Here is a 22535-nt window from a genome sequence, read left to right on the forward strand (position 1 = left end):
TCAGGCCCCGATCACATCGATCAGTGCGGCCGCATCGGAGACCGCGCCGAACACGCCGCCCTGCATCTTGATCATGGACAGCGCCGCCAGGTGGTTGTTGTGGTCGGTCGCGCCACAGCAGTCCGCGAGCATCACGCATTCGAAGCCACGGTCATTGGCTTCGCGCATGGTGGTATGCACGCAGACATCGGTGGTGATGCCGGTGAGCACGATGTTGCGGATGCCACGCGTGTGCAGGATCATTTCCAGGTCGGTGGCGCAGAAGGAGCCCTTGCCCGGCTTGTCGATGATGATCTCGCCGGCGATGGGGGCCAGTTCGGGAATGATTTCCCAGCCCGGCTCGCCGCGCACCAGGATGCGGCCGCAGGGGCCGGCGTCGCCGATGCCCACGCCGTTGGTGCCGATCTGGCGCGAGCGCCAGCGCTTGTTGGCCGGCAGGTCGGACAGGTCAGGGCGATGGCCTTCGCGGGTATGGATGATGGTGTAGCCCCCGGCGCGCATGGCGGCCAGCACTTTCTTGATCGGTTCGATGGGCGCGCGCGTGAGCGACAGGTCATAGCCCATCTTGTCCACGTAGCCGCCGATGCCGCAGAAGTCGGTCTGCATGTCGATGACGATGAGCGCGGTATTGGCCGGGGTCAGGGCGCCGTCATAGGGCCAGGGATAGGGTTCGGCCTGGATGTAGCGTTCGGACATGGTTTCTCCTTGGGGCAAGTGGATTTATCGGGTCAGGCTCAGCTCGCCCGGTGCACTCGACAGCGTGCGGTCGGGGCGGCAGGTGAGGATCATGATGAACAGCGTGAGCGCATACGGCGCCGCGTTGAAGAGGTAGTAGCCGGAGGTGACGCCCACCGCCTGCAAGGCCGGGCCCAGTGCACCGGCGGCACCGAACAGGAGCGCGGCCAGCAGGCAGCGCCACGGCTGCCAGCGCGCGAAGATCACCAGCGCGACCGCCATGAGACCCTGGCCGCTGGAGAGTCCCTCGTTCCAGCTGCCGGGGTAATAGAGCGACAGGTAGGCACCGCCGACGGCGGCCAGGAATCCGCCTGCGGCCGTGGCCGCAATGCGCGTGCCGGTGAGGCGATAACCAAGGGCGCGTGCGGTCTCGGCATGGTCGCCCACCAGCCGCAAGGCCAGTCCCCAGCGCGTGGCCGACAAGCCCCACTGCAGCACCAGTGCGAGCACTACGCCGATGAAGAACAGCGCATTGATCTGCAGCGCATGGTGCAGGCGGTCATTGCTGCTCCAGGCACCCAGGTCGATGGAGGGCAGCATCGGCGCCTGCGGCTGGATGAAGGGTTTGCCGAGGAAGAAGGCCAGCCCCGTCCCCAGCAGCATGAGCGCGATGCCGAAGGCGATGTCGTTGACGCGCGGCAGCGAACACACCACGCCATGCAACACCCCCAGCAAGAGTCCCGCACAGCCCGCCGCCAGCACACCCAGCCAGGCCGAGCCGCTGTAGAAGGAGGCCGCGTAACCGGTCATGGCACCGCAGACCAGGATGCCTTCCAGGCCCAGGTTCACGCGTCCGCCTTTTTCGGTCAGGCATTCGCCCAGGCTCACGAAGAGAAACGGTGTACCCACCCGGATCGCGCCCGCGAAGAGCGCCAGCAGCAGGGTGGTGAGATCGATGTCATGCATGGCCGGCCTCCTTGGCGGGGATGACTTGTGCCTGTTGCTGCCAGCGCAGCTTGAGTGCGGACATGCGCCCGGTAATGGCTTCCCAGGCCAGCAGGTTGCAGAACAGCAGGCCCTGCAGGACCAGCGTGGTGGCGTCGGGCAGGTCCAGGCGCCGCTGCAGCAGGCTTCCGCTGGCTTCCACGCCGCCGATGACCAGCGCGCAGACGATGATGGCCAGCGGATTCTGGCGTGCCGCAAAGGCCACCAGGATGCCGGAGAAACCATAACCGGCCAGCAGCGCACTGGTGGCGCTGCCCTGCACGGCACTGACCTCGAACATGCCTGCCAGTCCCGCTGCGGCACCGCCGAGCGCGCAGGCCGTCAGGATGAGGCGATTGACCGGCAAGCCCACCAGCCGCGCCGTACGGACGTTGCCGCCGACCACGCCCATGGCGAAACCCTGGACGCTATGGCGCAGGAACACCCAGGCAGCCACACAGGCCACTGCCCCCCAGGCCAGGCCCCAATGCACTTCCAGTCCCGGCAGCGAGCCCACCAGGTAAGGATCGGGCAGCGGCAGGGTCGAGGGTTTGTTCAGGCTGGCCGGATCACGCAGCGGCCCTTCCACCAGATGCTTGAAGACGGCCACGGCCAGATAGGACAGCAGCAGGCTGGAGATGGTCTCATTGACCCCGCGCCACTGGCGCAGGCCGCCGCACAGCGCGATCCACAGCCCGCCGGCCAGCATCGCCGCCAGCGCCATGGCGGCCAGCATCACCAGCGAGGGCAGGTCCGGCAGCAGTTGCGGTATCACTGCCGCCGCCAGTCCGCCCAGCGCCAGCGCACCTTCCCCGCCGATGACGATGAGCCCCACGCGCGCCGGCAAGGCCACGCACAGCGCCGTCAACAGCAGGGGCGCGGCGCGCTGCAGGGTGTTCTGCCAAGCGAACAGGGTGCCGAAGGCGCCCTGGAAGATCAGCAGGCAAGCCTCGCCCGCCGGCTTGCCCTGCACCAGCAGGAACAGCACGAACAGCAGCAGCGTCCCGGCCAGCGCGCACAGCGTGGGCAGGGCCGGTGCGCTGCCGTTGAGCAGCGCCGAGCGCAAGCGGTGCCAGGGCGAGGTGGCGGCAGCCGCCACCCCGGGAGCGGGGAGGGATGTCATGAGACCGTCCTGCATCAAGGATCAGCAATCAGACCTGGCCGACCACGCCGGCCACCAGGTAATTCATCTTCTCCAGCGCCACATCGGTCTGGACCTGGGTGGTGCCGGCCGGGATCACGGTATTGCCCTTGTTGTCCTTGATCGGTCCCTTGAAGATCTGGAACTTGCCGGCCAGCATCTGCGCCTTGATCTCGTCGGCCTTCTTCTTGGCCGGCGCGCTCACAGCCGCGCCATAGGGCGACATCTTGACGAAGTCATCCTTCAGGCCACCGCGCAGGAAGTTGATCATCGGCTTGCCCTCCAGCGTGGCCTTGACGATCTCGGTATAAGGCGTGGCCCAGTTCCACTCGGCACCGGTGAGGTAGCCCTTGGGGGCCAGCGAGGCCTGGCTGGCGTGGTAGCCGGTGGTCATGATGCCGCGCTTCTCAGCCGTCTCCACGATCACCTTGGGGCCATCGACGTGGCAGGTGATGACATCGCAACCCTGGTCGATGAGGCTGTTGGCGGCTTCGGCTTCCTTGACCGGCAGCGACCAGTCACCGGTGAAGATGACGTGGCAGGTGATGGACGGATCGACCGACTGCGCGCCGAGGGTGAAGGCGTTGATGTTGCGCAGTACCTGCGGAATCGGCTTGGCGGCGATGAAGGCCAGTTTCTTGCTCTTGCTCATGTGGCCGGCCACTACACCCGAAAGATATTCGCACTCTTCGATGTAGCCGAAGAAGCTGCCCACGTTCATGGGATGCTTGCCCGCCGTCCACAAGCCGCCACAGTGGGCGATGCGCACCTTGGGATATTTTTCGGCGATCTTGAGGACGTGCGGATCGAAGTAGCCGAAGGAGGTCGGGAAGAGCAGGGTTGCGCCGTCCTGCTGGATCATGGCTTCCATGGTCTTTTGCACGGCCACGGTCTCGGGCACTTTTTCCTCTTCGATCACCTTCACGCCGGGCATCTTCTTGATGATGGCTGCGGCTTGCGCATGCGACTGGTTGTAGCCGAAGTCGTCGCGCGCGCCGACGTAGATGAAGCCCACGGTCAGCGGGCCGGCAGCCAGCAGTTCCAGCGGGAAGGCAGCGCCCAGTGCGGCAGCTCCGGACAGTTTCAGAAAATCGCGGCGGTTTTGCATGTTGTTGCTCCAGTGTGATCGTGGATGGTTGGGGTGGGGCAAGACAAATTCGGTACTTCTTTCGGGACAGGATCCTGTACCTCAGCCTGCACAGGATCCTGCAAGGCAATCAGGACAGCGTCAGCGAACCGGGCGCCTGCATGCGCGCCGGCTTGCGCACTTCGCGCTGGAAGATTTCCATGGACAGTTTCTTGGCCGCGATGAAGCCGGGCTGCGACAGCGTCTCTACCGTGCGTGGCCGTGGATCCTGGTAATGCAAGATGTCTGCCACCGCCGTCGGGCGCTTGGTCAAGAGCAGGATCTGGTCGGCCAGGTAGACCGCTTCTTCCAGGTCGTGCGACACCAGCACCATGGTGGTGCCGGTCTGCAAGAAGACCTGCTGCAGCTTCTCGCGGATGAAGAGCGTCATCTCGAAATCCAGCGCCGAGAAGGGTTCATCGAGGAACAGCACTTCCGGCCCCGGTGCCAGGGCACGCATGATGGAGGCGGTCTGCTGCTGGCCGCCCGAGAGTTCATAGGGATAGCGCATCAGGTCGAACTTCACGTCGAAGGACGCCACCAGTTCGTCGACCCGGCGCTTGATCTCGGCCTTGGACTTGCCTTCCAGCTTCAGGGGATAGGCGATGTTGTCGATGGTGCGCAGCCACGGGAACATGGCGTCGCGGTAGTTCTGGAAGACGTAGCCGATCTTGGTCTGGGCCAGCGATTTTCCGTCGAACAGGATCTGTCCGGCGTCAATCGGGATCAGGCCGGCAATCATGTTGATCAGCGTGGACTTGCCGCAGCCATTGGGGCCGAAGACCGAGACGATCTGCTGCTTGGGGATGTCCAGGTCGAAGTTTTCATACAGCGGCCAGCCGGCGAAATACTTGGTCAGGCCGCGAATGGTGATGTGGGTGCCCGGGGGACCGGGAACGAAGGGTGTTTCCGGGGGCAGGTCGATTTTGGGGCTGATCACGACGCTCATCTTCCACTCCAGTGCACGATGCGTTTTTCAATGACGATGAAGACCACGTTCAGGGCATAGCCCAGCGCGCCCGCCGAGAGGATGGCGGCATACATCTCGCGCACGTTCAGGACTTGCTGGGTATCGATGATGCGGTGGCCCAGGCCGTTTTCGGAGCCGATGAACATCTCCGCCACGATCACGATCACCAGCGCCATCGAGACTGCGCTGCGCAGGCCCACGAAGCTGGCTTGCAGGCTTTCCCAGATCAGCACGTCGCAGAAGATGCGCCAGCGCGAAGCGCCCATCACCTTGGCCGCCATCACCCGCTGCTTGCGCGCATTGAGCACGCCATAGGCGCTGTTGAAGAGCACAATCAGGAAGGCACCGAAAGCGGCGATGGCCACCTTGTTGATGTCGGAGACACCGAAGATCAGCAGGAACAGCGGGATCAGCGCGGAGGAGGGCGTGGAACGGAAGAAATCGATCAGGAATTCCACGCTGCGATAGGCGCGCTCGTTGCTGCCCAGGAGCACGCCGATGGGCAGGCCCAGCACGGCGGCGATGGCGAAGGCTTCCAGCGTGCGGATCACGGTCACCGTGAAATCCAGCAGCAGCGGTCCTCCCGCCAGGCCCTTGAACATGGCCATGAGCGTGGCTTCGGGCGGAGGCAGCAGGATGGCCTTGATCCAGCCGGCGCGCACCACCAGGTCCCAGATCACGAACAGCGCGATGGGCCCGACGATGGGCAGCAGGCGGCCCAGGGCAGGGGCCTTGCGCGGTGCCTTGGGCGCAGGCGCGGCAGGCGGCGCCGAGGCCGCCGGTTTGGGCGCCACGGTCACGGCAGGGGCGATGGTCTCGTTCATGATGGCCTCAGCCCTTGTAGATCAGGTTGTCGACCACGATGCGTTGCGAGAACACGCCCTTCTCGACGAACAGGTCGTAGAACTTCTGGAAGTAGGCCAGGTCGCTGGGCTTGAACTCGTTGTAGAGCATGTAGGCCGCCAGCGGCACTTCATTGGTGAGCGAACCTTCGATGGCGGTATAGCCCTTCAGGTAGGTGCGGGCCTGGTCCGGATTGTTGCGCACCAGCTCGATGCCGCGCGCATAGGCGGCGATGTACTTGCGCGCCAGTTCCGGATTCTTCTTGATGAATTCGGTGGTCAGCGCGGCAGCGCCGCCGTGCCAGGGGGCCATCGGGTCACCCAGGATGTACTTGGCGATCACGCCGGCTTCCAGCACGCGGGTGGTGTTGTTCATGCGGCCCACGGTGCCGGTCGGTTCCAGCGTGTAGGCGGCATCGACCTGGCCGGCGGCCAGCGAAGCGACATGCTGGCCGATGGGCAGTTCGACTACGGTCGCGCCAGTGGCACCGGCGCGTTCGAGTACCGTCTTGGCCAGGGTGACGTTCTGGATGCCGGGGCCGGAGGCGACCTTCTTGCCCTTGAGGTCGGCGATGGATTTGACCGCGCTGTCCTTGGGCACCAGGAACTCATCCAGTACGTACTTGGCATTGCTGGGATTGGTGGCGAAGATCTTGAACAGGCCCGGCTGGGCGATCTCGCCGATGGCCAGGTTGCCGGCCCCGGTGCCATTGGCCGAGCCGTCGGCGCGGCCTGCCAGCATGGCTTCCATCACCTGCTGGGCGCCGGCGAATTTGAGGGCCTGCACGTCCAGTCCGGCCTGCTTGAAGTAACCCGCTTCCACGGCGGCGTAGAACGGCAGGCCAGCGGCCACCGGCCAGTAGCCGATGCGGATCGGGACCGTCTGCGCACGCAAGATGGCCGGGGCGCCCGCGATGGCTGCGGTAGCGGCGACGGCGCCCGCCTTGGCGATGAAACTGCGACGGTTGGCATCGTGGACAGCGGTTGGGTTGTTCTTTTTCATGAGCAGCTCCGTGGTGAGGGTGTTCTGGTCAGTGCAGCGAATTGAGGTAGTTGACCCAGCCGCCGTGGTGGGTGATGTCGGTGGCCCCGGCAATGCCGGCCGGCTCGCAGATGAAGCCCTTGACGCTGCTGCCATCGGCCAGCTCCACCGTGCCGATGCCCAGCGGTGCCGGGATGGCGGCGACGAAGCCACCGAACTGGCGCAGCGGCATTTCCCACACTTCCACCGCGATGGCGGCGCCGTCGCCTTCGGTACGGGCCAGGCCCGGCTTGGGTGGCGTGGTCCCCGCCAGGGCGTAGAGACGATAGTGGGCAGCGGTACGGGTGACGGCCACGCGGCGCGCACCGGCTTCCAGCAATTGCCAGTTCAGGGGCTGGCCGGCCAGGTGGGCGCCGACCACGCAGACCTTGATGGTGCTTTCGTTGAAAGGCAGCGGTGTGGCCGCGATCGCATCGGCTTGCGCCGCGCCGCCCAGTTGCTGCTGCAGGCGCGCGCCGGCTTCGGCCAGCAGGTGGTCGGCACCGGCGGGGCCGATCAGGGTCACCCCGGCGGGCAAGCCATCGCGGCGCCACACGGCGGGGATGGCCAGGGCCGACATGTCCATCAGGTTGACGAAGTTGGTGTAATGGCCCAGCTGCGCATTGCGCACCACCGGATCGGCTTCCACTTCCGCAATGGTGGGGAAGGTGGTGGTGGTGGGCACCAGCATCAGGTCGCTGCCTTCGAGCAGGTTTTCGGCCTGGCGGCGCAGGTCGGCCAGGCGATATTGGGCGTTGAAGCTGTCCACGGCGTCGTAGTCCTCGGCCTGGGCAGTGATCTGGCGCACCACCGGGTGGATGGCTTCCGGGTTCTCCAGGAAGAAGTCGCCCAGCGCGGCGCGGCGCTCGGCCACCCACGGGCCCTGGTACAGCAGCTGCGCGGCGGCGCTGAAGGGGGCGAAGGGAATCTTCGCCAGGCTCACGCCGGGCAGGGCGGCGATCTGCGCCAGGCTGCGTTCCCAGGCTTCCTGGGCGACGCTGTCGCCAAAGAATTCACATTGTTCGGGAATGGCGATGCGATAACCGCGGCGCTTCACGCCCAGCATGGTGGGGCGGCGCGAATAGCCATCCTCGGCATCGAAGCCGGAAGCGCTGTGCAGCACGCGCCAGGCATCGGCCACGTCGTGGGCGAAGATGGAGATGCAATCCAGGGTGCGGCAGGCCGGTACCAGGCCGCGCGCGCTGATGAGGCCCTTGGTGGGTTTCAGGCCCACCAGGTGGTTGAAGGCTGCGGGGACGCGGCCCGAGCCTGCGGTGTCGGTGCCCAGGGAAAACATGACCTGCCCCAGTGCCACGGCCACCGCCGAACCCGAACTGGAGCCGCCGGAGACGTATTCCGGCTTGATGGCGTTGCGTACCGCGCCGTAGGGAGAGCGCACGCCGACCAGGCCGGTGGCGAACTGATCCAGGTTGGTCTTGCCCACCAGCAGCGCGCCAGCGGCCTGCAGGCGTTGCACCACGGTGGCGCTCACGCTGGCCAGTCGGCCGAATTCGGGGCAGGCCCCGGTGGTGGACATGTCGGCGACGTCGATGTTGTCCTTCACGGCGAAGGGGATGCCGAACAGTGGCATGCTCTCCAGCACGGTTTCGCCCTTGATCTGCAGCATCAGGTCCAGCGCCGCGGCCTGTTGTTTCAGTTGTTTGGGCGGCACCCGGCTGATCCAGACTTCGTCGCGTCCGGCGCTCTCGATGCGGGCCAGCAGTTCGGCCACCACCTTGCCGGGCGTGCTGCGGCCTTCGCGATAGGCCGCCAGGGTGGCGGCGATGGTGGTGGGAGCGGCCTCGGGGGCGGCTTGCTGCAGGGCGTGGGTAGCGGTCATGGTGGATATTCAAACTTGAATACAAGATTGAATATCTTTAAGCAGGAGGCGTGCCAGCTCCCCCGTCACGCGGCTGAAAAACGGGAAAACGGTTCACCACGCGGGTTTGCGAGGTGAAGTGCTGGAGGGAAAGTTGCGCGAGGGGAAATGAAGAGTTTTGTCAGCGAGACAAAATGGGGAGGCGTGCGCCGAATTTGGACGTCGGCCAGGACGGCTGCACGGGAATCAAGCAAGTTTCTGGTCAATATCCACTATGTCCATCTTGCCACAAGGCTGAAACCCGGACGGCGGCGTACCGCTCGTGAAACGACGAGCTTCGGGATGCTCAGGCAGATTCGATCACACGCATTTCAATGTGCAGGCCGGCGGCCGTGGCCATGTTCACCAGCGCATCGAGTCCGAACAGATTGATCTTGCCTCGCATCAGGTCGGAGACACGCGGCTGAGTCACTCCGAAGAGCTTGGCGGCTTGTGCCTGGCTCATTTCCGTGCGGGTGAGGTGGTTCTTGAGTGCCGTCATGAGGACGGAACGCAGCTTCATGTTCTCCGCTTCTTCCGGGGTGTCCTCGATCGCATCCCAGATACTGGAAAATCGTTGCTTGCTCATTGCCCTAACTCCTTCAACAAATCGCGGTAACGCTTTGCGGCCAGGTTCAGATCGGTCTTGCTGGTCTTCTCTGTCTTCTTCTGGAAGCAGTGAAGTACATAGACGGCATCGGCGAACTTGGCAACATAAATGACACGGAACGCGCCGGAGGCGTCCCGGATCCGAATCTCCTTCACGCCTTGGCCCACGGTGATCATGGGCTTCCAATCGTCCGGCTCCTGGCCGTTTTGTACTTGGTCCAGCTGATGACCAGCTTCCCGCCTTGCCTCAAGAGGAAAGGCTCGAAGGTCATCGAGGGCGCTGCCTCGGAACTCGACGGGTTTGGGATCGGACATGCGGCAATATACAATTTTTTATATATTCCCGCAACGGGGTCGCCTAATCATTGGTTCACCAAGAGGGAAATCCGGGAAATCGGCCGGGCCGCCGGAAAATCACCCGGATGAAGCTTTCTTCAAAGCTCTCCCCACACCGCATTCAAGGCCGCCAATGCCGCCAGCCCGGCGGTCTCGGTACGCAGCACGCGGCTGCCCATGGACAGCATCAGCGCACCCTGGGCGCAGGCCAGGTCTTCTTCTTCCTCGCTGAAGCCGCCTTCGGGGCCGACCATGACGGTCACGGCCTGCGGCGGATGGTGCCGCGCCCAGCCCGACAGCGGCTCGGTGCCGCGCGGGGAGAGCAGGATGCGCCGATGCAGGTCGCTCTGGGCGATCCAGCGCTTGAAGTCGGTGACTTCGCCCAAGTGCGGCAGGCGATTGCGGCCGCATTGCTCGGCGGCCGCATGGACGATGCCTTGCCAGTGGGCCTGCTTCTTCGCGGCCCGTTCGCCCGAGAGCCGCACCACGCAGCGCTGCGCGGCCAGCGGCTGGAGGGCGGTGGCGCCCAGTTCCACGGCCTTTTCGACGATCCAGTCCATCTTCGAACCTTCAGGCAGGGCCTGGGCCAGGGTCAGCGCATAGGGCAGCTCGGCCTCGCGGGGTGAAAAAGTCTTCACTTCGGCGTGGGCGCGCTTCTTTTCGAGGGTGCTCAGGCTGGCGGTGTATTCGCCGCCTTCGCCATTGAACAGGGTGACGGTGTCGCCCGGCTGCAGGCGCAGTACCTGGATGTGATGGGCAATCTGCTCGGGCAGGACCAGGGCCGAGCCGATGCCGAGGGGGTGCGGGAAGTAAAAGCGGGGCATGGGGCTGGGTCCTGGGCGAAGAAGATCAAAAAGACATGAAAAAAGTTGTCAGTCCGGTCAGGGGCTGGTCCCGAATTTTAATCCCCCCGGCGCACTCTGGTAAAATACGGGCCCGCGCCGTTACCCGGTCTTCCGGGCCGGCGCATTGGCTTGAACATCCGATTTGTGCGCCTGCGGCGCCCCCCAGCACAGCAAACTCTGACCTCGACATGATTTCCACTCTCCCCACCGACAAGATGGCCAACGCGATCCGCGCGCTGGCGATGGACGCAGTACAAAAAGCCAATTCCGGACACCCGGGCATGCCGATGGGGATGGCCGAAATCGCAGTGGCCCTGTGGGCCAAGCACTATCGCCACAATCCGTCCAACCCGCATTGGGCCAACCGTGACCGTTTCGTGCTCTCCAACGGCCACGGCTCGATGCTGCAGTACGCCCTGCTGCACCTGACCGGCTACGACCTGTCGATGGACGACATCAAGTCCTTCCGCCAGCTGCATTCCAAGACCGCCGGCCACCCGGAAGTGCATATCACCCCGGGCGTGGAAACCACTACCGGTCCGCTGGGCCAGGGCATCACCAATGCGGTGGGCATGGCGCTGGCGGAGAAGCTGCTGGCCGCCGAATTCAACAAGCCCGGCCTGGCCGTGGTCGATCATTACACCTACGCCTTCGTCGGCGACGGCTGCCTGATGGAAGGCATCTCGCATGAAGCCTGCTCGCTGGCGGGCGTCTTGAACCTGTCCAAGCTGATCGTGCTGTATGACGACAATGGCATCTCCATCGACGGCCACGTCGAAGGCTGGTTCAAGGACGACACCCCGAAGCGCTTCGAAGCCTACGGCTGGAACGTCATCCCGGCCGTGGACGGCCACAACGTCGAGGCGGTGAGCGCCGCGATCCACCAGGCCAAGCTGGCCGACAAGCCGACCCTGATCTGCTGCCGTACCGTCATCGGCAAGGGTTCGCCCAACCTGGCCGGTACCGACAAGGTCCACGGCGCTGCCCTGGGCGACAAGGAAATCGCCGCCGTGCGCGAAGCGCTGGGCTGGACTTCCGCCCCCTTCGAGATCCCGGCTGATGTCTACTCCGCCTGGGACGCCAAGGCCACCGGCGCCGACTTCGAAGCCAGCTGGAAGCAGACCTTCGACAGCTACGCCGCCCAATACCCGGCCGAGGCCGCCGAACTGCTGCGTCGCCTCAAGGGCGAGCTGCCGGCCGCGTTCGAATCGACCGTGACCGCCTACATCAATTCCACGCTGGAAAAGAAGGAAACCATCGCCACCCGCAAGGCCAGCCAGAACGCCATCCAGGCTTACGCACAGGCGCTGCCGGAATTCCTGGGCGGCTCGGCCGACCTGACCGGCTCGAACCTGACCAACTGGAAGGAATCGGTGGCCGTGCGCGCCGACCAGCGCGGCAACCACATCAACTACGGTGTGCGTGAATTCGGCATGAGCGCCATCATGAACGGCATCGCCCTGCATGGCGGCTACCTGCCCTTCGGCGCGACCTTCCTGACCTTCTCCGACTACAGCCGCAATGCCCTGCGCATGGCAGCCCTGATGAAGACCCGCGCGCTGTTCGTGTTCACCCACGACTCCATCGGCCTGGGCGAAGACGGCCCGACCCACCAGTCGGTGGAACACGTCTCCAGCCTGCGCCTGATCCCCAACCTGGACAACTGGCGTCCGTGCGACACCACCGAAACCGCCGTGGCCTGGGCTGAAGCGATCAAGCGTCACGATGGTCCGAGCACCCTGATCTTCTCGCGCCAGAACCTGCCGTTCCAGGAGCGCACCGACGCCCAGGTCAAGGACATCGCCCGTGGCGGCTACGTGCTGCGCGATGCACCCAATGCCAAGGTCATCCTGATGGCCACCGGTTCCGAAATCGAACTGGCCACCAAGGCCGCTGATGCCCTGACCGCTGAAGGCATCGCCGTGCGCGTGGTCTCGATGCCCTCCACCGACGTGTTCGACCGCCAGGACGCGGCCTACAAGGCCTCCGTGCTGACCCGCGGCGTGCCGCGCGTGGCCATCGAAGCCGGTGTGACCGCCTTCTGGCACAAGTACGTGGGCCTGGAAGGCGCCGTGGTCGGTATCGATACCTTCGGCGAGTCGGCCCCGGCCGGCGTGCTGTTCAAGCACTTCGGCTTCACCGTCGAGAACGTGGTGGCCAAGGCCAAGGCAGTACTGGCTTGAGCAGTCTGGTGTCCATGACTGAAGAAGTCCTGTTCCGCCGCGCCAGGAAGGGCGATGCGGCCTCCATCGCCGGAGTGCGCATCGACGCCTGGCGTGCTGCCTATCGCGGCCTGGTGCCCGACAGCTACCTGGATCACCTCAAGCCAGAGGAAAGCGTCAAGCTGTGGGAGCAGGTGCTGGAAGCGTCCTCGGACGCGGCCTGCACCTTCGTCGCCGAAAGCGGCGGCGAGATCATCGGCTTCGCTTCCGGCATGACCCTGGCCGAGTCGCGCTTTGGCTGCGATGCCGAGCTGACCGCCATCTGCGTGCTGCCCGATGAGCAGCGCAAGGGACTGGGCAAGCGGCTGCTGGCCAATGTGGCGGCCACCCTCATCAGTGCCGGTGCGACCGGCCTCATGGCCTGGGTGCTGAGCAAGAACGAAGGCGCCGGGGAATTTTTCGAGTCGCTCGGGGCCGAAAGGCTTTATGAACAAACGTTCACCTGGGACGATGGCAGTGAACTCGACGAGATCGGTTTCGTCTGGCGCAAGCTTCACTCCTGAGCGGGTGAGGGCGGCACCAGACTGATCGGCGGGACCAGCAGGGCAAAGAGGGACGGCAAGAACAACTGAACAAAAAGGCCGGAAAAGAAGGATCCATGTCTGATCGGCGGCTCCGAAGAGGGGCAAGCTGTTGGCCTGGTCGCTTTCCCGACTACCGGTTTGCATTGATTTTTACTACTTGAGGAGAAGAGCATGGCAATTCGCGTAGCAATCAACGGTTATGGCCGCATCGGCCGCAATATCCTGCGCGCTCACTACGAAGGCGGCAAGAAGCACGACATCGAGATCGTCGCCATCAACGACCTGGGCGATCCGAAGACCAATGCCCACCTGACCCAGTACGACACCGCCCACGGCAAGTTCCCGGGCACCGTGACCGTGGATGGCGACTCCATCGTCGTCAACGGTGACCGCATCAAGGTGCTGGCCCAGCGCAACCCCGCCGAGCTGCCCTGGGGCGAGCTGGGTGTGGACGTGGTGCTGGAATGCACCGGCTTCTTCACCACCAAGGAAAAGGCCAGCGCCCACATCAAGGGTGGTGCCAAGAAGGTGATCATCTCCGCTCCCGGCGGCAAGGATGTGGATGCGACCGTCGTCTTCGGCGTCAACCACGGCGTGCTCAAGGCTTCCGACACCGTCATCTCCAACGCATCGTGCACCACCAACTGCCTGGCCCCGCTGGTGCAGCCGCTGCATGACAAGATCGGTCTGGAAAACGGCCTGATGACCACCGTCCACGCCTACACCAACGACCAGGTGCTGACCGACGTCTACCACGAAGACCTGCGCCGCGCCCGTTCGGCCACCCAGTCCATGATCCCGACCAAGACCGGTGCTGCCGCCGCCGTCGGCCTGGTGCTGCCGGAACTGAACGGCAAGCTGGACGGCTACGCCATCCGCGTGCCGACGATCAACGTGTCCATCGTCGACCTGTCCTTCGTGGCTTCGCGCGACACCACCGTGGATGAAGTCAACGCCATCCTCAAGGCCGCTTCCGAAAACGGTCCCCTGAAGGGCATCCTGACCTACAACACCGACCCGCTGGTTTCGGTGGACTTCAACCACAACCCGGCATCGTCCAACTTCGACGCCACCCTGACCAAGGTCTCCGGCCGCCTGGTGAAGGTGTCGTCCTGGTACGACAACGAGTGGGGCTTCTCCAACCGCATGCTCGACACCACCGTCGCCCTGGCCAACGCCAAGTAAGACGCGTGTTCTGCCGCACCGGCCGGGGTTCCCTGGCCGGGAGCGTCAATTTCAGGGCTGTTTCGGCTTCTTTTCCTCGTATGCAAGCTTGCTTGCCAAGGTGAAAATAGACGTATCAGCCTGCAAAAGGACTCAAAGGCTGTTGCAAGCACCGCTTGCAATGGCCTTTTGTCCATTTGCGCATTGCCTGTCCACAACAAGAGCAACCGACCCAATGAGGGAACGCATGTCAGCAAGCTCCTCCCAGGCCCGCCGCCTGTTGGCCAACCTGGCCCTGATTTCCGCCGTCAGCTTCTCGCTGTCCGCGTGCGACTACATCAGCAGCTTTTCCAAGCCCAAGCAGACCCCGGAAGAAGCCAAGGCCGAAGGCATTGCCCTGGGCGCCGGCTGCCGCCAGGCCGGCCAGAGCCTGGAAGACTGCTACCAGCGCAATCCCGACGCCCTGAAGGCCGGCATCTTCACCGGCTGGAAGGACATGCACGAATACATGGCCGCCAAGGGCATCCAGACCGTGACCCCGCCCGCACCTGCGGCCGAACCTGCCAAGGACGACGCCAAGGCCAAGGACGGCAAGGACAAGGATGCCAAGGACAGCGACCGCAGCCGCGCCCGCGAGCGTGACGCCAACCGCGACAGCGGCCGTTCGCGCGACCGGGAGAGTTCTTCGTCCTCGCGCGACAGCAGCAGCGATCGCCGTGCCAGCCGCGAAGAGAAGACGCCGCCCAAGTATTGAGCCGGGACCCAAGGCACAAGCATTGCGCTCGCCTTCAGTACGCAAGCACTTACGCAAGCAGGCAAATGAAAGCGGGATGGACCGAATGAGGTCCATCCCGCTTTTTCTTTTTCATTCATGCTCCGGCAGGTAGGTTAGCCGAAGACCTGCTGCCACAGCCGGATCACGCAAGCCCGTTCATGTTCCACCCGGATCGCATCGATGTGGGCGCGGTCCGAGCCCTGCAGGCGGATCTGGTGCTGAAGCTTGCGGAAGAGGCGGTAGGCATTGGCCGCTTCGGCCGCCAGCAGCGCGTCAATCAGCCCGAGCTGGCCGGCCAGCTTGAGCAGGGCGATGTTGCCGATGTCGCCGGTGAGCTGCGGATGGTCGCAGGCATGGCGCAGCACCAGGTACTGCACCATGAACTCGATGTCGATCATGCCGCCTTCGTCGTGCTTCAGGTCGAACATCATGCTGCGGTTGGGATGGGCGTCGCGCATGCGGCGGCGCATGGACATGACTTCTTCTTCCAGCTTGTTCACATCGCGCGGCTGGCGCAGCACCCGTTCGCGCAGCGCCTCGAAGCGCTCGCCGATGGCCGCATCCCCGGCGCAGAAGCGGGCCCGCGTCAGGGCCTGGTGTTCCCAGATCCAGGCGGCATTCAACTGGTATTTCTCGAAGGACGACACCGGTGACACCAGCAGCCCGCTGGCGCCATCCGGACGCAGCGCGATGTCGATGTCGAAGAGCGTGCCGGCCGGGGTGTGGCTGGTCATCCAGGTGATGAAGCGCTGGGCCAGCTTGGCGTAGAGTCCCGGGGCGTCCTGGTCGTCGTCATCGTAGAGGAAGACTACATCCAGGTCCGAGGCATAGCCCAGTTCCTTGCCGCCCAGCTTGCCGTAGGCGATCACGGCAAAGCGCGGCACCTCGCGGTGGCGCTGGGCAATGGTCTGCCACACTGCCTCGATGGTGACCTGGACCAGCACGTCGGCCAGGGCCGAGAGTTCGTCGGCCAGTTTTTCCACCGACAGGTCGCCCTCCAGGTCCTGGGCCAGCAGGCGGAACAGCTCGGCGTGGTGCAATTCGCGCAGGATGTCGAGCTGGCGCTCGGTATCGCCCTCGGCCGTGGCCAGCTGGCGGCGGCAGGTGTCGGCAAAGGCGTTCCAGTCGGAGGCAAGCTTGAGGTTGCGGTCGTCCAGCAGTTCGTCGAGCAGCAGCGGATGGCGCGTCAGGTAGGTGGCGGCCCAGCCGCTGGCACCGATCATGCGCACCAGGCGCTGCAGCGCGTAGGGATACTCGGTGAGCAGGGCCAGGTAGGCCGCGCGCCGGGCGATCGCTTCCAGGAAATCGAGCAGCCGCCCCAGCGCCGGCAACTGGTCGTAATGCAGCGCGGCCAAGAGCGGCAGGCCGTTGTTGATGACGGTATTGAGCCGGTTGCGGCTGGCCTCGGGCAGGCTTTGCATGCGCGGCGACTGCCAGGTCAGGTGCAGGCGGCGCGCACCATCCTCGATGTCTTCCTCGGGAAAGCCGACCAGGCGCAGGGCATCGGTGAGGCCTTCCAGGTTGTCGTTCTCGCTCACGGCGCAGGCGGGACCTTCGTTGTCGCCTTCGGATTGCTTGTCGGCGAAGATGGCATCGAACTGCGCTGCCACGATGGCGCGCTGGCGTTCCAGCGCCTGCAGCAGCACCGAACTGTCGGCGTAGCCCATCATGTTGGCCACCAGCAGCAAGTCGTCGGGATTGACGGGCAGGGTGTGGGTCTGCGCATCTTCCAGGTATTGCAGGCGGTGTTCCAGGTCGCGCAGGAAGGTATAGGCATCCAGGAGTTGCTCCACCACGTCAGGCGCCAGCAGTTCCTTGGCCGCCAGGGTGCGCAGGGTAGTGCGGGTGGAGCGGTCGCGCAGCTCGGGATCGCGTCCGCCGCGGATCAGCTGGAACACCTGGCTGGTGAATTCGATCTCGCGGATGCCGCCCCGTCCCAGCTTGACGTTGTTGCTGCGGTCGGGGTGCAGGGCTTCCTGGCGCTTGACCTCGGCGCGGATCTGGCCGTGCATGGAGCGCAGCGCGTCGATGGAGCCGAAGTCCAGGTAGCGGCGGAAGATGAAGGGCCGGCTGATTGCCTCCAGTGCGGCGATGTCTTCCTCGGTGCCGGTCAGTGCCCGCGCCTTGGTCCAGGCGTAGCGCTCCCATTCGCGGCCCTGGCGCACCAGGTATTCCTCGACCATGTTGAAGCTGGCCACCAGCGGACCGGAGTTGCCATTGGGACGCAGCGCCATGTCGACGCGGAAGGTGAAGCCATCCTCCGTGATCTCGGCCAGCGCGCCGATGAGCTTTTTGCCCAGGCGCACGAAGAATTCATGGTTCGACAGCGATTTCTGGCCGGCCTCGGCCCGGGTGTCGCCATCTTCCGGATAGACGAAGATGAGATCGATGTCGGAAGAAACATTCAGTTCGCCCCCGCCCAGCTTGCCCATCCCCAGCACGATCATTTCCTGTGCCCGGCCCGATTCTTCACCCAAGGGTGTGCCGTAGAGCGCGGTCTGTTCCTGCATCAGGGCGGCCAGATGGGTTTGCACGGCGAAATCGGCAAAGCCGGTCATGGTGGCCACCACCTCGGCCAGGTCGGCGCGGCCGTCGAGGTCGCGGGTGATGAGGCTGCAGATGATGAGATTGCGCAGCCTGCGCATGGCCGCCGGCAGGCTCAGGCCAGCTTGCAGGTCCTGCGCCAGGTGATGCTGCATGGCGCTGCGGTCCATGGGGGTCGCAGCAGCGGCGGCGACCAGGGCCGGCCGGGCGGGATCGGCCTGGGTCCAGCGGGTGTAGTAGCGCGAAGCGGAGGCGTCGACCAGGGAAGGATGATGAACAGGCATAAGTGACCGCAAAGCTCCACAACAAGGTGTAAAAGGAAGAAAACCCGCGCTTCCCGGCTCAAGTCCCGCCCGACCGTCGCCGACAAAGCAGGCAAAGCTGAATGTTGGCTGAAGCCGGACTGACTCCGCGCTGACGAAGGGCGTCCAAAACGGCGAATCAGGCGATTCTAGCCTCCCTTTTTAAACTTATCGCCGTTTTTGGCCCTCATAGCCCCTTTGCCAAGATGGCATGGGCTTGTTTTCCATGCGATCATGCTGCCTGCCCGATTCCCATTTTTGCCGAGCCGCCTTGCAACCTGATGTCCCAAGAACAACATAACGCCACACCCAAGCCCGGCCGCTGGGCGCTGTGCTGGCGATTTGCACGGGGCAGCTATCGGCGCCTGAACCGGGCCACCCACCACGTCCTGGGTTTTACCCTCAAGCTGCTGCTGGCGGCTTACTTCGTCTTTTGTGCCGTGTTCCTGGTGCTGCGCTATGCGGTGCTGCCCGAGATCGGCCACTACAAGCCGCGCATCGAAGCCCTGGTGTCGCACCAGATCGGCCGCGCGGTCAGCATCGAATCCATCGAGGCCTCCTGGAGCGGCCTGCGTCCGCAACTCTCGCTGACCAACCTCACCGTCCACGACCAGGAGGGCGAAGCCGCCCTGAGCTTGCCGCGCGTGTCGACCACGCTCTCGTGGAGCAGCGTGCTGGTGGCCTCCCTGCGGCTGGAAAACCTCAGCATCGAGGGCGCCGACCTGGCCATCCGCCGCGATCCTGCCGGCAAGCTCTACGTGGCCGGCATCCCGGTGCCGGCGGGGGGCGACGGCAGCAACCTGGACTGGCTGCTGTCGCAGCGCGAAATCGTGATTCGTCACAGCAAGCTGCGCTGGGATGACGAATTGCGCCGCGCGCCCGAACTGGTGCTGGAAGACGTCAACCTGGTGCTGCACAACCGCTGGCTGCGCCATCGGCTTTCGCTGCGCGCCATCCCGCCGCAGGACATGGCGGCGCCCCTGGATGTGCGGGCCGACTTCAGCCACCCGGCCTTTGCGCGCAGTTCCGACATCGCCCGCTGGAAGGGCCTGCTCTATGCCGACCTGCGCAATACCGACCTGTCGGTCTGGCGCGCCTGGCTGGACTATCCCATTGCCATCAACAGCGGCCGTGGTTCGGTGCGGGCCTGGCTCACGCTGGACCACGCCAAGATCGCCAACTTCACCGCCGACCTGGGCTTGACCGACTTCAATGCGCGCCTGTCGCGCCAGCTGGAACCGTTGTCCCTGAAGCGCGTCAATGGCCGCATTTCCGCCAGTGAAACCCTGGGCAACAATCCCGAGGACGGCGTGCCGACCTTCGGCGCCAATGGCCACCAGGTGACGCTGACCGATTTTTCCATCGAAACCCCGGACGGTTTCGTCCTGCCACCGACCTCGATTGCCGAGAGCTATGAACCGGCCAGTCCGCTCAAGGCCGAGCGCACCAGCGTCAAGGCCACTTACCTGAACCTGCAGACCCTGTCGCAACTGGCCACGCGCCTGCCGCTGGCACCGTCCCAGCGCAAGCTGCTGGACGACCTGGCACCGCGCGGCGAATTGCACGATTTCACCGTGCAATGGCAGGGCACCTATCCTGAACTGAGTTCCTATCGCGTCAGCGGCAAGTTCCAGGGGCTGGGCCTGAAGGGCTTGCCGGCCCATGTCGAGCCGCGCAAGAACGGCACCCAGCAGGCGCGCGCGCAATGGGCGGCCTTCCCCGGTTTCAGCAACCTTTCCGGTGAGATCGATGCCAGCGAGAAGGGCGGATCGGTCAAGGTCGATGCCCGGCAGATGGTGGTCGAGCTGCCGGCCGATCTTTTCCGCGAGCCCAGCCTGCCTTTTGACAGCCTCAAGCTGCAGGCGCGCTGGCAATACCTGAAGGACCAGACCCTGCAGGTGGATCTGGACCAGATGCAGTTTGCCCAGCCCGGCGTGGCCGGTAGCCTCAGCGGCCAGCACCTGATGCCGCTGCAGGGCCGCTCCTCCGGCAGCGTTGACCTGCACGGCGAGCTGACCAGTTTCGATGTGCAGGCGATCCGCCGCTACCTGCCGCAGCGCATGAGCGAGCCGCTGCACCGCTGGCTCACCGAGGGTTTGCTGGCCGGTCACCTGAAGGATGTGCAGTTCAAGCTCAAGGGGGCGCTGGCCGATTTCCCCTTCCATACCGCCAAGCCGGGTGAACAGCCCAAGGGCGTGTTCCAGCTCTCGGGCGACTTTGAAGGCCTGAAACTGAATTACACCCCTGGCCATGTGGGCCGTGACGGCAAGGAGCCGGAATGGCCGCTGCTGGAAGAGGGGCGCGGGCGCATCAGCTTCGACCGCACGCGCCTGGAAATCAAGGCCGACAGCGCCCGCACGCTGGGCGCACGCCTGGGGCCGGTGAGCGCGCGCGTGGCCGATGTCGATTCACATGATGCCGTGCTGGAAATCGATGGCGTCGCCAATGGCACCATGCCGGTCTTCCTGCAATACGTGAACCAGAGCCCGGTGGCGCGCTGGACCGGCAATTTCATGGAGCACAGTACGGCCACCGGCGAGGGCCGCCTGGAGCTGAAATTCCAGATGCCGCTGCACCATGCCATCGACACCCGCGCCCAGGGAGCCTTCCTTTTTGCCAACAATGATGTGGACCTGATGCCGGAACTGCCGCCCATCTATCGGACCAGCGGCAAGGTCGAATTCAACGAACATGGCTTCACGCTCAATGGCGTGCGCGGCCAGTTCCTGGGCGACAGCCTGGCCATCAGCGGCGGCACCCAGAAGGATGGCAGCAGCCAGGTGCGACTGGAAGGCGCCGTCAACATCGACAACCTGCGCAAGCAATATCCCGACGCTTCGCTGCAGCGCCTGCTGGCGCGCTTTTCGGGCGGCACCCGCTACACCGCCACGGTGGCAGTGCGCCAGCGCCAGCCCGAGGTGACGGTGGAGTCCAACCTGGCCGGTCTTGGCGTGGATCTGCCGGTGCCCCTGCGCAAAGGCGTCCAGGACACCCTGTCGATGCGATTCGACCTGCTGCCGCTGGGCTCTTCGGACCCGCTGATCGAACGTGAAGAAATGCGCGTGGCGCTGGGACCGAACGTGGCTTCGCGCTATGTGCGCGAGCGCGTGGCCGGCACGGGTAACGAGTGGCGTGTCACCAGTGGCGGCATCGGTTGGAACCAGCCTGCACCAACCCCCGCGTCTGGCCTCAAGCTGGCCTTGGCCACCGATAGCCTGGATGCCGATGCGTGGCTGGCCCTGAAGAATGACCTGGCCGGCAAGGAGGCCGGCGGCGCCGCAGCCGGCCATCGCCTGGGTAGTGCCGATGTGAGTCAATACCTTGAGCCGGACAGCGTCTCGGCCCGTGTCGGCGAACTGAACCTGATGGGCAAGAAGCTCACCAAGCTGATCCTGGAAGCCGCGCATCGCCGCAATGCCTGGCAGATCAACCTGGAGTCCCAGCAAGCCGCCGGCACGGTGACCTGGGACGAACCCGGCAGCGCACGTGGTGCCGGCAAGGTCACGGCGCGCCTGTCTTCGCTGGTCATTCCCAAGTCCGGTCCGGCGGCTGACACCGCCCAGCCCGCCGGCACAGCCAAGACCGACGACAACGTGCAGATGCCTGCCCTGGACATCCGCGCCGAGCAGTTCGAGCTGGCCGGCAAGAAGCTGGGCCGGCTGGAGCTCGATGCCAGCAACATCCTCACCTCGGTTGGCCGCGAATGGCGCATCAGCCGGCTGCTGCTGGCCAATCCGGATGCGCAATTCCGGGCAGCGGGCAACTGGCTCACCTTCGGCAGCAATCACACCTCCAATTTCACTTACGCACTCGACATCGAGGATGCGGGCAAGCTGCTGGAGCGCTTCGGTTATCCTGGCACCATCCGTGGCGGACGCGGCAAGCTCGACGGCGACCTCAGCTGGAAGGCGCCGCCCTATGCAATGGACATGGCGACCCTGGCCGGACAGGTCCACATGGATGTGCATTCGGGCCAGTTCCTGAAGGTGGATCCGGGCGCGGCCAAGCTCTTGGGCGTGCTCAACCTGCAGGCCTTGCCACGCCGGCTGACGCTGGACTTCCGTGACGTGTTCTCGGAGGGCTTCGCCTTCGATACCGTGGCCGGGACGGCCAGCATCGCCAAGGGCATCGCCAGTACGGACAACCTCAAGATGACGGGTGTGACGGCTTCCGTCTTGATGAGCGGCTCGGCCGACATCGCCCGCGAAACCCAGGACCTGCAGGTAGTGGTCATCCCCGAGATCAACCTTGGCACGGCCTCGGTGGTGGCCATGGCGGTCAATCCGGTGGTGGGCGTTGGTACCTTGCTGGCGCAGCTGTTCCTGCGCAATCCGGTGATGAAGTCGCTCAGTTTCGAATACAAGGTCACCGGTCCCTGGAGCGACCCCGTCGTGGTCAAGCAGGGCCAGGTCTCGCCGATTGATGGCGAGCGCGCGCGGGAGCTGATGAAGAAGGGCGGGGATGGCCAGGGCAACGGCAAGCAGGGCGATGAGCTGGCCCCTGCGCCGACCGCAGCACCGGTACAGCGGCGCCGCACGCCGGAGCCGGGGCCGGTCATCAATTCCGGCGCCTGAAGATCCGGCGCTGGCCCGACGCG

At 64.9% G+C, this 22535-nt stretch carries 17 protein-coding genes; 5 read left to right on the forward strand and 12 right to left on the reverse strand.

All coding sequences use genetic code 11. From position 1 onward, the window contains the following. The 11 genes from FYB76_RS04040 to FYB76_RS04090 all read right to left on the reverse strand — a co-directional run bounded on the left by FYB76_RS04040 (window position 1) and on the right by FYB76_RS04090 (window position 10386). Window positions 1-696, reverse strand: coding sequence for a cysteine hydrolase family protein (locus FYB76_RS04040; protein WP_088755975.1), 696 nt, complete (start codon window positions 694-696; stop codon window positions 1-3). A gap of 24 nt (window positions 697-720) precedes the next feature. Then, entirely contained in the window at window positions 721-1641 is a 921-nt protein-coding gene (locus FYB76_RS04045; RefSeq protein ID WP_088755974.1) for an ABC transporter permease, read from the reverse strand. After that, complete coding sequence (locus FYB76_RS04050; protein WP_229296867.1) at window positions 1634-2782, reverse strand: ABC transporter permease; 1149 nt, start codon at window positions 2780-2782, stop codon at window positions 1634-1636. Before FYB76_RS04050 ends, FYB76_RS04045 begins: the two co-directional genes overlap by 8 nt. A gap of 28 nt (window positions 2783-2810) precedes the next feature. After that, a complete protein-coding gene (locus tag FYB76_RS04055) occupies window positions 2811-3908 on the reverse strand; it encodes a BMP family ABC transporter substrate-binding protein (protein WP_034330116.1) in 1098 nt (365 codons plus the stop codon). Window positions 3909-4017: 109 nt separating this feature from the next. Further along, the gene (locus tag FYB76_RS04060; RefSeq protein WP_154132771.1) at window positions 4018-4875 is read right to left on the reverse strand and encodes an ABC transporter ATP-binding protein; all 858 of its coding nucleotides are present in this window, start codon (window positions 4873-4875) and stop codon (window positions 4018-4020) included. Beyond that, the gene (locus FYB76_RS04065; RefSeq protein ID WP_145606443.1) at window positions 4872-5720 is read right to left on the reverse strand and encodes an ABC transporter permease; all 849 of its coding nucleotides are present in this window, start codon (window positions 5718-5720) and stop codon (window positions 4872-4874) included. Before FYB76_RS04065 ends, FYB76_RS04060 begins: the two co-directional genes overlap by 4 nt. A 7-nt stretch (window positions 5721-5727) precedes the next feature. Further along, window positions 5728-6741, reverse strand: coding sequence for an ABC transporter substrate-binding protein (locus FYB76_RS04070; protein WP_154132772.1), 1014 nt, complete (start codon window positions 6739-6741; stop codon window positions 5728-5730). Window positions 6742-6769: 28 nt separating this feature from the next. Beyond that, complete coding sequence (atzF, locus tag FYB76_RS04075) at window positions 6770-8599, reverse strand: allophanate hydrolase (RefSeq protein ID WP_154132773.1); 1830 nt, start codon at window positions 8597-8599, stop codon at window positions 6770-6772. A gap of 325 nt (window positions 8600-8924) precedes the next feature. Further along, window positions 8925-9206, reverse strand: coding sequence for a helix-turn-helix domain-containing protein (locus tag FYB76_RS04080; RefSeq protein WP_088755968.1), 282 nt, complete (start codon window positions 9204-9206; stop codon window positions 8925-8927). Continuing rightward, on the reverse strand, window positions 9203-9541 hold the full coding sequence (locus tag FYB76_RS04085) for a type II toxin-antitoxin system RelE/ParE family toxin (RefSeq protein WP_088755967.1): 339 nt from the start codon (window positions 9539-9541) through the stop codon (window positions 9203-9205). The genes FYB76_RS04080 and FYB76_RS04085 overlap by 4 nt, the downstream gene beginning before the upstream one ends. A 119-nt stretch (window positions 9542-9660) precedes the next feature. Next, on the reverse strand, window positions 9661-10386 hold the full coding sequence (locus tag FYB76_RS04090) for a 16S rRNA (uracil(1498)-N(3))-methyltransferase (RefSeq protein WP_154132774.1): 726 nt from the start codon (window positions 10384-10386) through the stop codon (window positions 9661-9663). Window positions 10387-10547: 161 nt separating this feature from the next. Between FYB76_RS04090 and tkt the strand changes: the two genes are divergently transcribed. The 4 genes from tkt to FYB76_RS04110 all read left to right on the forward strand — a co-directional run bounded on the left by tkt (window position 10548) and on the right by FYB76_RS04110 (window position 15071). Beyond that, the gene (gene tkt / locus FYB76_RS04095) at window positions 10548-12590 is read left to right on the forward strand and encodes a transketolase (protein WP_277622426.1); all 2043 of its coding nucleotides are present in this window, start codon (window positions 10548-10550) and stop codon (window positions 12588-12590) included. A gap of 14 nt (window positions 12591-12604) precedes the next feature. After that, window positions 12605-13132 (forward strand): GNAT family N-acetyltransferase, encoded by a 528-nt coding sequence (locus FYB76_RS04100; RefSeq protein ID WP_175343114.1) that lies wholly within the window; start codon window positions 12605-12607, stop codon window positions 13130-13132. A gap of 192 nt (window positions 13133-13324) precedes the next feature. Continuing rightward, the gene (gene gap / locus FYB76_RS04105) at window positions 13325-14338 is read left to right on the forward strand and encodes a type I glyceraldehyde-3-phosphate dehydrogenase (protein WP_034329725.1); all 1014 of its coding nucleotides are present in this window, start codon (window positions 13325-13327) and stop codon (window positions 14336-14338) included. Between the two features lie 226 nt (window positions 14339-14564). After that, window positions 14565-15071, forward strand: a complete 507-nt coding sequence (locus tag FYB76_RS04110; protein ID WP_154132775.1) for a hypothetical protein — start codon at window positions 14565-14567, stop codon at window positions 15069-15071. 134 nt (window positions 15072-15205) lie between these two features. Here FYB76_RS04110 and glnE read toward each other — a convergent pair whose 3' ends face one another. After that, a complete protein-coding gene (glnE, locus tag FYB76_RS04115; protein WP_154132776.1) occupies window positions 15206-17920 on the reverse strand; it encodes a bifunctional [glutamate--ammonia ligase]-adenylyl-L-tyrosine phosphorylase/[glutamate--ammonia-ligase] adenylyltransferase in 2715 nt (904 codons plus the stop codon). A gap of 299 nt (window positions 17921-18219) precedes the next feature. Here glnE and FYB76_RS04120 point away from each other — a divergent pair, with 299 nt between their 5' ends. Next, on the forward strand, window positions 18220-22512 hold the full coding sequence (locus FYB76_RS04120; RefSeq protein WP_154132777.1) for a YhdP family protein: 4293 nt from the start codon (window positions 18220-18222) through the stop codon (window positions 22510-22512). The last annotated feature ends 23 nt before the right edge of the window (window positions 22513-22535 follow it).

This window comes from Herbaspirillum sp. CAH-3 (assembly GCF_009668275.1).
Classification (GTDB): domain Bacteria; phylum Pseudomonadota; class Gammaproteobacteria; order Burkholderiales; family Burkholderiaceae_D; genus Herbaspirillum; species Herbaspirillum aquaticum.

Bases quoted from the DNA above. Each gene is read 5' to 3' on its own strand.
- FYB76_RS04050 (WP_229296867.1), bottom strand. From the start codon at position 2,782: ATGACATCCCTCCCCGCTCCCGGGGTGGCGGCTGCCGCCACCTCGCCC.
- FYB76_RS04040 (WP_088755975.1), bottom strand. From the start codon at position 696: ATGTCCGAACGCTACATCCAGGCCGAACCCTATCCCTGGCCCTATGAC.
- gap (WP_034329725.1), top strand. From the start codon at position 13,325: ATGGCAATTCGCGTAGCAATCAACGGTTATGGCCGCATCGGCCGCAAT.
- FYB76_RS04080 (WP_088755968.1), bottom strand. From the start codon at position 9,206: ATGAGCAAGCAACGATTTTCCAGTATCTGGGATGCGATCGAGGACACC.
- FYB76_RS04055 (WP_034330116.1), bottom strand. From the start codon at position 3,908: ATGCAAAACCGCCGCGATTTTCTGAAACTGTCCGGAGCTGCCGCACTG.
- FYB76_RS04070 (WP_154132772.1), bottom strand. From the start codon at position 6,741: ATGAAAAAGAACAACCCAACCGCTGTCCACGATGCCAACCGTCGCAGT.
- FYB76_RS04100 (WP_175343114.1), top strand. From the start codon at position 12,605: ATGACTGAAGAAGTCCTGTTCCGCCGCGCCAGGAAGGGCGATGCGGCC.
- FYB76_RS04065 (WP_145606443.1), bottom strand. From the start codon at position 5,720: ATGAACGAGACCATCGCCCCTGCCGTGACCGTGGCGCCCAAACCGGCG.
- FYB76_RS04110 (WP_154132775.1), top strand. From the start codon at position 14,565: ATGTCAGCAAGCTCCTCCCAGGCCCGCCGCCTGTTGGCCAACCTGGCC.
- FYB76_RS04085 (WP_088755967.1), bottom strand. From the start codon at position 9,541: ATGTCCGATCCCAAACCCGTCGAGTTCCGAGGCAGCGCCCTCGATGAC.
- atzF (WP_154132773.1), bottom strand. From the start codon at position 8,599: ATGACCGCTACCCACGCCCTGCAGCAAGCCGCCCCCGAGGCCGCTCCC.
- FYB76_RS04120 (WP_154132777.1), top strand. From the start codon at position 18,220: ATGTCCCAAGAACAACATAACGCCACACCCAAGCCCGGCCGCTGGGCG.
- FYB76_RS04045 (WP_088755974.1), bottom strand. From the start codon at position 1,641: ATGCATGACATCGATCTCACCACCCTGCTGCTGGCGCTCTTCGCGGGC.
- glnE (WP_154132776.1), bottom strand. From the start codon at position 17,920: ATGCCTGTTCATCATCCTTCCCTGGTCGACGCCTCCGCTTCGCGCTAC.
- FYB76_RS04060 (WP_154132771.1), bottom strand. From the start codon at position 4,875: ATGAGCGTCGTGATCAGCCCCAAAATCGACCTGCCCCCGGAAACACCC.
- FYB76_RS04090 (WP_154132774.1), bottom strand. From the start codon at position 10,386: ATGCCCCGCTTTTACTTCCCGCACCCCCTCGGCATCGGCTCGGCCCTG.